The organism is Bradyrhizobium sp. USDA 4538 (assembly GCF_024171045.1).
Classification (GTDB): Bacteria; Pseudomonadota; Alphaproteobacteria; order Rhizobiales; family Xanthobacteraceae; genus Bradyrhizobium; species Bradyrhizobium australafricanum.
Map to the genome: position 1 here is coordinate 4,952,516 of NZ_JALJZE010000001.1, position 12,360 is coordinate 4,964,875.

A 12,360-nucleotide genomic window follows, 5' to 3' on the forward strand; every position below is an offset into this window, starting at 1 on the left:
ACGCGCGTGTGTGCGAACATCGATGCCACACGCGGGAAGTTTTTACGGCGTCTTTGCGCGCTGCCTTGTTTTGGACACGAGCCTTCCTTCCTGTCCGCCGCGCAAATTCAGTTCACCTTGCGGAGACAGTTCAATGCGACTTTCGACCCTCACCCTTGCAGCGCTTGCGTTGCTGGCGCCGTTCGCCACCGCCAACGCGGCGCCTCAGGTTCAAGCCGGGGTCCTGCAATGCCAGGGCGGCGAGAATGTCGGCTTCGTTGTCGGCTCTGTCGCGCGCCTCGAATGCGTGTTTCAGAGCGGCGGCCGTCGGCCGGAGCCCTATGTTGCGACCGTGAAGCGGATCGGCGTCGACCTCGGCGTCACCGCGACGACCCAGCTCGCCTGGGCCGTGAGCGCGCCGACCACCCAGCTCCCGCGCGGTGCGCTGGCCGGCAGCTACGGCGGCGTCGGCGTCAACGCCTCGGTCGGCCTCGGTGCCGGCGGTAACTTCCTGTTCGGCGGCCCGAACAATGCCTACGCACTGCAGCCGGTCAGCGTGCAGGGCCAGACCGGCCTCAACGTTGCGGCCGGCATCGCCGGGATCGATCTCGAGCCGGTCGCCTACGGCGGTCCGCGCCGTCATCATCGTCACCACCGTCATCATCATCACCACTAGATTTGTTTTGACGCGTTTTCTTCACGCGAACCGGTATCCACTTCGCTCGAAAACGCTCTAAGCTGGTCGGTGTTCGATCAAAGAGGCCCGCGAAAGCGGGCCTCTTTTTTTGTTGTCTGTTGTTTGCTGTCCGTTGCTCGATCAATCGGCAGACCCCGAGGAACATAGCAGCGCCGCAACATCTCCTGACAATCGGTGGCCGGGCACCGCAAATTCTGGCTGGACGTTCGATGTTGTGGCATAGGATGCGAACGGCGCCGCAGACACGGCGCCGTTCGGTTCTCTGCTCGCGTCATGCCTCTCAGCCGGAGACTCCCCAACATGCGTCGCTTCACTCTCCTCGCCGGTGCCGCCATAGCCACGCTGACCGCAATCGTTGGCGCCAGCGCCCAACAGCCGATCCAGCGCGTGCAGGTCGGCGTCCTTGAATGCCGCGGCGGCGCGAGCGTCGGCTTCATCGTCGGTTCCGTGACCCATCTCGGTTGCGTGCTGCGCGCCAATGGTCTGCCTGAGGATCGCTACATCGCGACCATCCAGAAGGTCGGCATCGATCTCGGCATCACCCAGGAATCGGCGCTGGCCTGGGGCGTTTACGCGCCGGTGGAGCGGCTCGGGCCGGGTGCGCTCTCCGGCAACTATGCCGGCGCGCAGGGCAGCGCGACGCTCGGTGTCGGCGTCGGCGGCAACGTGCTGGTCGGCGGCTCCGACAACACGATCGCCCTGCAGCCGCTCAGCGTGCAGGGTCAGGTCGGCATCAACATCGCCGCCGGCCTCGAAAGCCTCGAGCTGCGTCCGGGCCGCTAACGCGCGCCCGTGCGGTTGATCAGCTTGCCGAAGAAGCCGCTTGCTTCTTCGGCAACGATCCCGGGCGCCTCGGCGTGAACATAGTGCCCGGTCTCGACGAACCTGATCGAAGGTTCGCTCCAATAGTCTTTCAACCTGTCCGACCATTCGGGCGCGATCAACGGATCGCGGCGGCCCCAGAGAAAGCGCGAGGGCACGTCGATGCGCGGCTGCGCCGGCAGCTTGCCTTCCAGCCAGAGCCGGCGATTGGGCGCGGACGAGAGATACCAGTCGAAGCCGCCCTGGATGTTGCCCGGCTTCATGAAGTTGTCGACATAGGCTTCCAGCAGGTCGCCGAACACCGCGGGATCGTCGCCCGACCAGTGGTCGAGGAAATGTCGGAAGTAGAGCCGGCATGACTCGCGCGAGCTTCCGACCAATTGCGCGGCCCATGGCAGCTGCTGGAAGTATTGATACCAGACCTCGATCAGGTGGCCGGGCTGGCCGTAGCGGTGGCCGAGGCCCGGATAGGGCGTGCAGAGATAGAGCGTGCCGATCAGCCGTTGCGGCTGTCGATGCGACATCGCCTGCATGACATAGGCGCCGAGATCGCCGCCGATCACGCCGAAGCGGTCATGACCTAGCGCGTCCATGACGGCAAACATGTCCAGCGCGTGGCGCTCCGCGGTGGCGGACGCATCGGGCCCCGGTGTCGGCTTGCCGGTGTCGCCGCAGCCGCGCAAGTCCGGCGCGATCAGTTCAAAACTGTCGCCGAGGCGCAGCATCAGCGGGCGCCACACCAGCCAGAACTCCGGCCAGCCGTGAAGCAGGAGCAGCGGCGGCCCTTTGCCGAAGCGCGCGATGTTGACGCGCAGGCCGCCGATATCGATCTTCTGTTGCGTGATGCCTGCCGCGGCTGCTTCCGCGAAGGCTTTTTCCAGCGCCGTCATGGGGACTCCCTGTGCTTTGCCGCAGGCTGTCCGCGTTCGCGCGTCCGGTCCAATACTCGTTCGATACGGTTGCAGAGCTATTGCGTATGACTGACGGTACCCGCCGCCGTGCTATACCGACGGCATGGAATTGCGACATCTCAGATATTTCGTGGCGCTCGGCGAGGAATTGAATTTCACCCGCGCGGCCGAGCGGCTGCACATCGCTCAACCGCCGCTGAGCCAGCAGATCCGTCAGCTCGAGGACGAACTCGGCGTGACGTTGCTGCAGCGGAATAGCCGTCCTGTCAGGCTCACCGAGGCGGGCGAGTTGCTGCTTGCGCGCGCCCGCTCCCTGCTCGCAAATTTTGAGGCCACGGTTGCGGACACGCGGCGCGTCGGGCGCGGCCAGGCCGGCAAGCTCGCGATCGGATTCGTCGGCTCCGCGATGTTCGCCGGTCTGCCCGATATCATAGGCAGCTATCGCGACGCCTGTCCCGACGTCGAGCTCGTGCTTGACGAGATGCTGGCGGCCGAGATTGCCGAAGCGCTGCGGCGACGCCGGATCGATGTCGGCTTCGCACGCCCGGCGCTATTGCCGGAGGCGGGTCTTGCCCAGCGCCTGATCCTGGAGGAGCCCTATGTCGCGGCGTTGCCGCGCGCGCATCCGCTTGCCGAGAGGGACGACATTGCGCTTGCCGAATTGTCCGATGATGCCTTCGTGCTCTATCCGGCGCGGCCGGCGCCATCGGTCACCGGCCTGATCGTCGCCGCGTGCCAGGCCGCCGGATTCACGCCGCGACTCGCGCAGGAGGTACTGCATCTGCAAACTGCGATTGGCCTGATCGCCGCCGGCGTCGGTGTATCGCTCGTCCCGGAGGCCGCGGCACGCGCGCAGACCGGTCGCGGCGTGGCGTATGTCCGCTTGGCCGCGCCGGCGGTGACGGCGCCGCTCACGATTGCGTGGCGTGAAGAAGATGTCTCGCCCGCCGTGCAGCGTCTGCTCGACCTTGCGACACGCTGGCGCGAGATTTCTCCGGGACTTGCGCGAAGGAACTGACGCAGCGGATGCAATTGTCCGGACGATGGCTCGGAATTGCAAGCTTACGCGACGCCGCACCGCAGCGACGTTTTCCCGCTTGCCAAATGTCAAACGCAGGCAGAGCATAAACGGTCGCCGACCCAATCATGGGCCGAGCTCCAAAACGAGGAGGCGGCAATGGGACAAGACGTCAGAAGTCCCCGAGGTCCACGGTGCATCGCATTGGTGGGCCCTTTCCAAAGCGGTAAAACCACACTTCTGGAAGCGATCCTGGCGCGCACTGGCGCCATTAAAACTGCCGGCAGCGTCGATGCCGGAACCTCCGTCGGCGATGCCAGCCCCGAGGCGCGTCAACACAAGATGGGCGTAGGCCTGACCGCCGCCACCACCACCTTTATGGGGGACAGCTACACCTTTATCGATTGTCCCGGCTCGATCGAATTCGCGCACGATATGCGTGCAGCGTTGCCGGCAGTCGATGCCGCGGTCGTGGTCTGCGAAGCCGATGAGAAGAAGCTGCCGCAGCTGCAGATCATCCTGCGCGAGCTCGAGGAGCTCGGAATTCCCCGTTTCCTGTTCCTGAACAAGATCGACCGCGCCAACAAGCGCGTCCGCGAGACGCTTGCGACGCTGCAGCCGGCCTCGCGCGTGCCGCTGGTGCTGCGCCAGATCCCGATCTGGAACGGCGATCTGATCGAAGGCTTTGTCGATCTCGCGCTGGAGCGCGCCTTCGTCTATCGCGAGCACAAGCCGTCGGAGGTGATGGCGCTCGAGGGCGGCAATCTCGATCGCGAGAAGGAAGCCCGCTTCTCGATGCTGGAGAAGCTTGCCGACCATGACGACGCGCTGATGGAGCAGTTGCTGGAGGATATCCAGCCGCCGCGCGATGCCGTGTTCGACGATCTCGCCCGCGAACTGCGCGATGGGCAGATCTGTCCGGTGCTGCTCGGCGCTGCGAGCCGCGAGAACGGCGTGCTGCGCCTGATGAAGGCGCTGCGCCATGAGGCGCCCGGCGTTGCCGAGACCGCCGATCGGCTCGGCATCAAGGATCAGAAGGATGCGCTGGCCTACGTGTTCAAGACCGTGCACTTGCAGCACGGCGGCAAGCTGTCGCTGGCGCGCGTGCTTGCGGGCCGGCTCGACGACGGCGCGACGCTGCAATCCTCAAGCGGCGAGAGCGGACGCGTCTCAGGCATCCTCGCGGTCTCGGGCGGGCATGACAGCAAGCGGCCGCAGGCCGAGGCCGGCGACACCGTCGCGCTCGGCAAGCTCGATGCGATCAAGACCGGCGATACGGTCTCGAGCGGCAAGACGGCGCCGGCCTCGCTGGTCAAGGTCGAGCCGGCCGCGGCCGTGCTGTCGATCTCGATTGCCGCGACCGACCGCAAGGACGATGTCAAGCTCGGCCAGGCGCTGCTGCGGCTGAACGAGGAAGATCCCTCGCTGACGATGATCCAGAACCCGCGCACCCACGACACCGTGCTGTGGGGGCAGGGCGAGATGCATCTGCGCGTGGCGCAGGAGCGGCTGAAGGACCGCTACGGCGTCAACGTCAAATCGCATCCGCCGGCGATCGGCTATCAGGAGACCATCCGCAAGCCGATCACCCAGCGCGGCCGGCACAAGAAGCAGTCCGGCGGTCATGGCCAGTTCGGCGACGTCGTGCTCGACATCAAGCCGAAGCCGCGCGGGTCAGGCTTCGAATTCCACGAGAAAGTGGTCGGGGGCGCGGTGCCGCGCAACTATATCGGCGCTGTGGAAGAGGGCGTCGTCGACGCGCTGGCGCGCGGCCCACTCGGCTTCCCCGTGATCGACGTCGACGTCACGTTGACCGACGGCTCCTATCACAGCGTCGACTCGTCCGATCTCGCGTTCCGTACCGCGGCGCGGATCGGGGTCAGCGAGGGGTTGCCGCAGTGCCAGCCAGTGCTACTGGAGCCGATCCACATGGTCGAGATCGTCTGCCCGACCGACGCCACCGCCAAGATCAACGCGATCCTGTCGGCGCGCCGCGGCCAGATCCTCGGCTTCGACACCCGCGACGGCTGGATCGGCTGGGATTGCGTCCGCGCCACGATGCCGGAATCCGAGATCGGCGACCTGATCGTCGAGCTGCGCTCCGCCACTGCCGGCGCCGGCACCTTCACCCGCCAGTTCGACCGCATGGCCGAAGTGACGGGCCGCGCCGCCGACCAGATCATCGCCGCGCATCGCGACGCGGCGTGATCGAATTGTCATTCCGGGATGGTCCGAAGGACCAGACCCGGAATCTCGAGATTCCGGGTTCGATGCTGTCGCATCGCCCCGGAATGACGGGCCAAGATAGCGCCCGTGATTCCCTTCCTATGACGCAGTTTCCGCCAGCATGCTTGAATCCCGCCGTAACCTGGCGCTGGCCTGCGCGCTCAGCGCAATGGCCGGGTATGTCGACGGCATCGGCTATCTGCATCTCGGCGGGCTGTTCGTCTCCTTCATGAGCGGCAACTCGACGCGGCTTGGCGTGACGCTGGCCGAGGGGCATTGGCAGCATGCCCTGGAAGCGCTGGAACTGATCGTGCTGTTCGTCGCCGGCGCCGCAGCCGGCAGCCTGATCGTGCTCAGCGCGCTGGCCCATCGCCAGCCCCTGCTCCTGCTCGTCGAGGCGTGGCTGCTCACGGCGGCGGCGGTGGCCTATGCCTATGGTCTGTCGAACGCCGCGGTCGCCGCCATCGTGCTGGCGATGGGGCTCGAGAACGCCGTATTCCAGCTCGAAGGCGGCGCCGGGCTCGGCCTCACCTACGTCACCGGGGCGCTGGTGAAGGCCGGCCAGCTGATCGCCGCCGCGCTCACCGGCGGTGCGGGCTGGGCCTGGCTGCCGAACCTGCTGCTGTGGGCGGCGCTGGTCGCGGGCGCGCTCGCTGGCGCGCTGGCCTATGGCTGGATCAACCTCGCGGCGATCTGGTTTGCCGCGGCCGCCGCGTTCGCCCTCAGCGCGCTGGTTGCCGCAACCGCGAAGCGGACGGATTGACAGCGCGCCCGCCTTGGCCGATGTCACCATCATGACGTCCTCAAGCAAAACCCGCGCCGCGTGCCTGATCGGCTGGCCCGCCGCGCATTCTCGCTCGCCGTTGATCCATCATTACTGGCTGCGCACGCTCGGCATCGAGGGCGGCTATGTGATCGAGGCGGTGCCGCCGGAGGACTTCAAGGATTTCCTGTTCCGCCTGTCGCTGCGCGGCTTCGTCGGCGCCAACGTCACCATTCCGCACAAGGAGCGCGCGCTGGCGCTGTCGGCGCCGGACGAGCGCGCCCGTGCCGTCGGCGCCGCCAACACGCTGTGGTTCGCCGATGGCGAGTTGCGCTCGACCAACACCGATGTCGAAGGCTTCATCAACAATCACGACGCCTGCACGCCCGGCTGGGATAAGACGGAGGACGCGCTGGTGCTCGGCGCCGGTGGCGCGGCACACGCGGTGGTGTTCGGCCTGATCGAGCGCGGCATCGCGCGCGTGCATCTGGTCAACCGCAGCATCGATCGCGCCCGCGCGCTGGCCGAGCAATTCGGCGCGCGGGTTCATCCCGCGACATGGGACGAGGTTGATAAGCTGCTGCCGCGCGCCGGCCTGCTGGTGAATACCACCTCGCTCGGCATGCATGGTCAGCCCGCGCTCGAGGTCGATGTCGGTCTGCTGCCGCAACACGCGGTCGTTTCCGATCTCGTCTATGTGCCGCTGGTGACGCCGCTGCTTGCGGCGGCAGAGGCGCGTGGTCTGAAGACCGCTGATGGACTCGGCATGCTGCTGCATCAGGCGGTGCGCGGTTTCGAATTGTGGTTCGGACGGCGTCCACAAGTCACGCCGGAACTGCGTGCGCTGGTTGAGGCCGATCTCACAAAGACTTGAGGCCTGGAATAGCATCTCCGGAACGGGGTCTGGTGTTAGTCCCCCCGCGTTCCCTCCCGGAGATCAGTCATGCCTGCCAGCCGTTCCCATTTCATTCGGCCGTTCATCGCGCTTGCGATGGTAACGGTGTCCACGCTCTACGCGCTCGCGCAGCAGCCGCCGACGCCGACCCGGGTGCGGGGAACCGTCGAGAGCGTCGACGGCGACACGCTCGCGGTGAAGTCGCGCAGCGGCGAGGACGTCAAGCTGCACATGGCAGGCAACATGGTGGTGCTCGGTCTCACCAAGGTCGCGCTGTCCGACATCAAGGTCGGTTCCTTCATCGGCACGACCACCGTGCCCGGCTCCGACGGCACGCCGAAGGCGGTCGAGGTGCATGTCTTCCCGGAGAACATGCGCGGCACCGGCGAAGGCTCGCGGCCCTACGATCTGAAGCCGAACAGCAGCATGACCAATGCGACCGTCGCGCAATCCGTCGTCAGCAATGACGGCCACACATTGCTGGTCAAATACAAGGACGGCGAGAAGAAGGTGGAAGTCGCACCCGATACACCGGTCGTGACCTATGTTCCCGGCGACAAGGCGGACCTGAAGGCCGGCGCCAAGGTCATCGCCTTCATGAAGAAACTGCCAGACGGCTCGCTTGAAACCGATCGCGTCAGCGTCGGCCGCGACGGGCTTACGCCGCCGATGTGACGCACAGCGCGTAGCCCGGATGGAGCGGAGCGAAATCCGGGAATCTTCCCAGGAAGGCGGTCCCCGGATTGCGCTCCGCTCCATCCGGGCTACGGCAGAACATGCATCACCTGTCCGTTATCGCAGTAACGGCCCCCTCATCCGGTCCGTAGTTGTTGAACGGTCACCTTTCCCGCGAACGGGAGGTGGCCGCACGGAATACCACCAATTCCCCGGTGTTCCTTCATCCGCCAGCCCAACCCATGAGGGACACCATGCCGAAATCGACGCTGTTCGCCGCATTGCTTCTTGTTGCCTTTGCCTCGGCTGCATCCGCGCAGCAGCCGCCGGCGGTGCGCATCCGCGGCACCATCGAGGCCGTCGACGGCGCCATGCTGTCGATCAAGTCGCGCGACGGCGCCGACATGAAGGTGCGGACCACCGACAACGTCGCGGTGTTCGGCGTCGCCAAGACCGATCTGTCGGAGATCAAGCCCGGTTCCTACATCGGCGTCACCGCGATGCCCGAACCCGACGGAACGCAGAAGGCGATCGCGGTTCACATCTTCCCGGAGAACCAGCGCGGCGCCGCCGAGGGGTTCCGCCCCTGGGACCTGCGCGCCAACTCGACCATGACCAACGCCACCGTCGCCGAGACGGTGAAGGGCACCGACGGCCAGAACATCACGGTGAAGTACAAGGACGGCGAGAAGAAAGTCGTGGTGCCGCCGGGCACCCCGGTCGTCACCTTCGTCGCCGGCGACAAGTCGGAGCTGAAGCCGGGCGCCAAGATCATCATCTTCGGTGCGCTGAAGAAGGACGACGGCACGCTGGAAGCCAACCGCGTCAATGTCGGCCGCGACGGGATCGCACCGCCGATGTGAGGCTGAACAGGCTCCGCTGTCGTCTCTGCGAAAGCAGGGACCCGTAACCACAGGGTTGAGTTGTTGAAGCGCGCTGTCGCCGCAGCGCTGCGAAACGACGGCCATCGGTGGTTATGGGTCCCGGGTCGCGCTTTGCTTGCCCGGGACGACGAAGATTGCGTAGCCCGGATGGAGCGCAGCGCAATCCGGGGCCAATCTATCCACGAGGAAAGACCCGGATTACGCTTCGCTTCATCCGGGCTACGATAATAGCGCCGGCGGCTAAACCGCCAGCACGTGATCGTCGATCTCGGCGATGGTGTTGACGCCGCACAGCCCCATCGTGGTGGTGAGCTCCTTGCCCAGGATATCGATCGCCTTGGCGACGCCTTCCTGGCCGCCGGCGCCGAGGCCATAGGCATAGGCGCGGCCGATCATGCAGGACTTCGCGCCGAGCGCCAGCGCCCGCATCACGTCCATGCCGGTGCGGATGCCGCCGTCGAACATGATCTCGAGCTTCGAGCCGACCTCATCGACGATCTCCGGCAGCACCTCGATCGAGGACGGTGCGCCGTCGAGCTGGCGGCCGCCATGGTTGGAGACCACGATCGCCTGGGCGCCGGTCTTGGCGGCAAGCTCGGCGTCCTCGACGTCGAGGATGCCTTTAAGGATCAGCTTGCCCGGCCAAATGCTGCGGATCCAGTCGATGTCCTTCCAGTTCAGCGAGGTGTCGAACTGCGAGGCGGTCCATTCCGACAGTTTCGTCAGATCCTCGGTGCCTTTGACGTGGCCGGCAATGTTGCCGAAGGTGCGGCGCTTGCCTTGCAGCACGCCTGATACCCAGGCGGGCTTGGTCGCGAAGTCGATCAGCTTCGACAGTGACCATTCCGGCGGCACCGTCATGCCGTTCTTGATGTCCTGGTGGCGCTGGCCGATCACCTGCAGGTCGACGGTCAACACCAGCGCCGAGCATTTCGCCGCGATCGCGCGCTCGATCAGCGACTTGATGAAGCCGCGGTCCTTCATGACGTAGAGCTGGAACCAGAACGGCTTGTCGACGGCGGCGGCGATGTCCTCGATCGAGCAGATCGACATCGTGCTCTGGGTGAAGGGAATGCCGGCCGCCTGCGCGGCGCGGCAGGCATAGATCTCGCCGTCGCCATGCTGCATGCCGAGCAGGCCGACCGGCGCCAGGATCAGCGGCATCGCGGCCGGCTCGCCGAGGATCGTGGTCGCCAGGGTGCGCTTGGACACATCGACCAGGATGCGCTGGCGGAACTTGATCTGCTGCAGATCTTCCGAATTCGCGCGCAGCGTGTCCTCGGTGTAGGAGCCGCGGTCCGCATAATCGAAAAACGCCTTCGGCACCCGGCGCTTGTGCAGCTGGCGCAGATCTTCGATGCAGGTAATGTGCTTCATGGACGGTCCCGGCCCTTCTTCTGTGTCGCAAGTTCGATGTCGCGAGCCTTGTTTAGGCAGCAAGTCTTGCGGGTGTTCGATCTTGCCGTCATCTAGCATGGATGGGGGAGCTGCCAAATCGAAGACGGATGGGAGAGCGCGATGACCCAATCAGGCTCCAAACCGAAAGCAAAAGCAGACGAGAACGCCGAGAAGCGCCGGCTCGACGAGGCCCTGGAGGAGGGGCTGGAGGAGACGTTTCCCGGTTCCGACCCCGTCAATGTCACCCAGCCGGCCCCTACCAAGGGTGACCAGCACGTCAAGCGCACCGGCAAAGGGTAGGGACGACGTTCGTTCCCCAGGTTGCCGAAAGAGTAATAATGTTATATCTTTCAGTGCCTTAATGTAGAGGCACGGGGTTTAGCCCCGGTAATGATTCATCATATTTTTTGAAGTCCTTTTAGCGCCTGGCAGTCTATAAGGCCGATGCACGCTAGACTGGTAGGCGTTCAGGACTCTCTCGCCGGGTGGTTCGAGAGGTCCGTGTTGGGGGTTACATGAGCCGCAAATATTTCGGGACCGATGGAATTCGGGGCCGCGCCAATGGACTGATCACGCCGGAGCTCGCGCTCAAGGTAGGGCAGGCCGCGGGATTGGTGTTTCAGCGTGGCGACCATCGCCATCGCGTCGTGATCGGCAAGGACACGCGGCTGTCCGGCTACATGATCGAATACGCCATGGTCGCGGGCTTCACCTCGGTCGGTATGGACGTGCTGCTGGTCGGCCCGATGCCGACCCCGGCGATCGCGATGCTCACCAAGTCGATGCGCGCCGATCTCGGCGTCATGATCTCGGCGTCGCATAATCTTTTCGAAGACAACGGCATCAAGCTGTTCGGCCCGCAGGGCTTCAAGCTGTCGGACGATGTCGAGAAGCAGATCGAGCAGCTGCTCGACGAATCGCTCGACCGCCGCCTGGCGCAGAGCGCGAGCCTCGGCCGCGCCCGCCGCATCGACGGCGTCCATGACCGCTACATCGAATTCGCCAAGCGCACGCTGCCGCGCGATCTCTCGCTCGACGGCCTGCGCGTCGTGGTCGATTGCGCCAACGGCGCCGCCTACAAGGTGGTGCCGGAAGCGCTGTGGGAGCTCGGCGCCGACGTGGTGCCGATCGGGGTCGAACCCGACGGCTTCAACATCAACAAGGAATGCGGCTCCACCTCGCCGGAAGCGCTGTCGCGGAAGGTGCGCGAGATGCGCGCCGACATCGGCATTGCGCTCGACGGCGATGCCGATCGCGTCATCCTGGTCGACGAGCGCGGCCACATCGTCGACGGTGACCAGCTGCTCGCGGTGATCGCGCAGAGCTGGAAGGAAGAAGGGCGCCTCGCCAAGCCCGGCATCGTCACGACCGTGATGTCCAATCTCGGGCTGGAGCGCTTCCTGCAGGGGCTCGGGCTGCAGATGGTCCGCACGCCGGTCGGCGACCGCTATGTGCTCGAGCAGATGCTGAGCGGCGGCTACAATCTCGGCGGCGAGCCGTCGGGCCATATCATCATGTCGGACTATTCGACGACCGGCGACGGTTTCGTCGCGGCACTGCAGGTGCTGGCCGTGGTGCAGAAGCTGCGCCGCCCGGTGTCGGAGATCTGCCGGCGTTTCGACCCGTTGCCGCAAATCCTGAAGAACGTGCGCTATCGCAGCGGCAAGCCGCTCGACGACGCCGAGGTCAAGTCCGCGATCACCGACGGCGAGAAGCGCCTCAACGGCCATGGCCGTCTGTTGATCCGCCCCTCCGGCACCGAGCCGGTGATCCGCGTCATGGGCGAGGGCGACGATCGTATCCTGGTGGAAGAGGTCGTCGACAACATCGTCAGCGCACTCGGCCACGCCGCTGCGGCATAAGCTCCGTCCGGCCTCGTCAGCTCGTGATCCGTCATCCTGAGGAGCGCGCCCTTGCCCGCGTCTCGAAGGATGCACGGCCCATTGTCGCAATTTGGCGAGCGCCGGGCCGTCGACCCTTCGAGACGCGCGGAGCCTGTCATCGGGCCGCGCTTTGCGCGGACCCGTTGGCGCTCCTCAGGGTGACGGGGATAGAGTTTGGCCGCCGGCTGGCCACACAGCGCATCGCTGCC

General features: G+C 65.6%; 12 protein-coding genes. 10 read left to right on the forward strand and 2 right to left on the reverse strand.

Going from position 1 to position 12,360, the window contains the following annotated elements:
* The first annotated feature begins 133 nt into the window (after positions 1-133).
* Positions 134-655, forward strand: a complete 522-nt coding sequence (locus tag J2R78_RS22400) for a DUF992 domain-containing protein (RefSeq protein ID WP_057015953.1) — start codon at positions 134-136, stop codon at positions 653-655.
* A gap of 321 nt (positions 656-976) precedes the next feature.
* Positions 977-1,459 (forward strand): DUF992 domain-containing protein, encoded by a 483-nt coding sequence (locus tag J2R78_RS22405; RefSeq protein ID WP_028336066.1) that lies wholly within the window; start codon positions 977-979, stop codon positions 1,457-1,459.
* Here J2R78_RS22405 and J2R78_RS22410 read toward each other — a convergent pair.
* A complete protein-coding gene (locus tag J2R78_RS22410) occupies positions 1,456-2,388 on the reverse strand; it encodes an alpha/beta fold hydrolase (protein WP_253606876.1) in 933 nt (310 codons plus the stop codon). The genes J2R78_RS22405 and J2R78_RS22410 overlap by 4 nt on opposite strands.
* A 124-nt stretch (positions 2,389-2,512) precedes the next feature.
* Here J2R78_RS22410 and J2R78_RS22415 point away from each other — a divergent pair, with 124 nt between their 5' ends.
* From J2R78_RS22415 to J2R78_RS22440, 6 genes are all read left to right on the forward strand, one after another.
* Positions 2,513-3,427 (forward strand): LysR substrate-binding domain-containing protein, encoded by a 915-nt coding sequence (locus tag J2R78_RS22415; protein WP_253606877.1) that lies wholly within the window; start codon positions 2,513-2,515, stop codon positions 3,425-3,427.
* Positions 3,428-3,586: 159 nt separating this feature from the next.
* Positions 3,587-5,635: an elongation factor G gene (locus J2R78_RS22420; protein WP_253606878.1), complete on the forward strand. Its 2,049-nt coding sequence runs from the start codon at positions 3,587-3,589 to the stop codon at positions 5,633-5,635.
* 139 nt (positions 5,636-5,774) lie between these two features.
* Positions 5,775-6,416, forward strand: a complete 642-nt coding sequence (locus J2R78_RS22425) for a YoaK family protein (protein WP_253606879.1) — start codon at positions 5,775-5,777, stop codon at positions 6,414-6,416.
* A gap of 31 nt (positions 6,417-6,447) precedes the next feature.
* Complete coding sequence (locus J2R78_RS22430; RefSeq protein ID WP_253606880.1) at positions 6,448-7,290, forward strand: shikimate dehydrogenase; 843 nt, start codon at positions 6,448-6,450, stop codon at positions 7,288-7,290.
* 117 nt (positions 7,291-7,407) lie between these two features.
* Positions 7,408-7,986, forward strand: a complete 579-nt coding sequence (locus J2R78_RS22435; RefSeq protein ID WP_375167132.1) for a hypothetical protein — start codon at positions 7,408-7,410, stop codon at positions 7,984-7,986.
* A 254-nt stretch (positions 7,987-8,240) separates the two neighbouring features.
* The gene (locus J2R78_RS22440) at positions 8,241-8,849 is read left to right on the forward strand and encodes a hypothetical protein (protein ID WP_057015947.1); all 609 of its coding nucleotides are present in this window, start codon (positions 8,241-8,243) and stop codon (positions 8,847-8,849) included.
* A 261-nt stretch (positions 8,850-9,110) separates the two neighbouring features.
* On the opposite strand, the gene J2R78_RS22445 is transcribed toward J2R78_RS22440, so the two are convergent.
* Positions 9,111-10,247: an alpha-hydroxy acid oxidase gene (locus tag J2R78_RS22445; protein ID WP_016846679.1), complete on the reverse strand. Its 1,137-nt coding sequence runs from the start codon at positions 10,245-10,247 to the stop codon at positions 9,111-9,113.
* 141 nt (positions 10,248-10,388) lie between these two features.
* Here J2R78_RS22445 and J2R78_RS22450 point away from each other — a divergent pair, with 141 nt between their 5' ends.
* Both J2R78_RS22450 and glmM read left to right on the forward strand, forming a co-directional pair.
* Entirely contained in the window at positions 10,389-10,568 is a 180-nt protein-coding gene (locus J2R78_RS22450; protein WP_253606882.1) for a hypothetical protein, read from the forward strand.
* A 215-nt stretch (positions 10,569-10,783) separates the two neighbouring features.
* A complete protein-coding gene (gene glmM / locus J2R78_RS22455; protein ID WP_016846677.1) occupies positions 10,784-12,130 on the forward strand; it encodes a phosphoglucosamine mutase in 1,347 nt (448 codons plus the stop codon).
* The last annotated feature ends 230 nt before the right edge of the window (positions 12,131-12,360 follow it).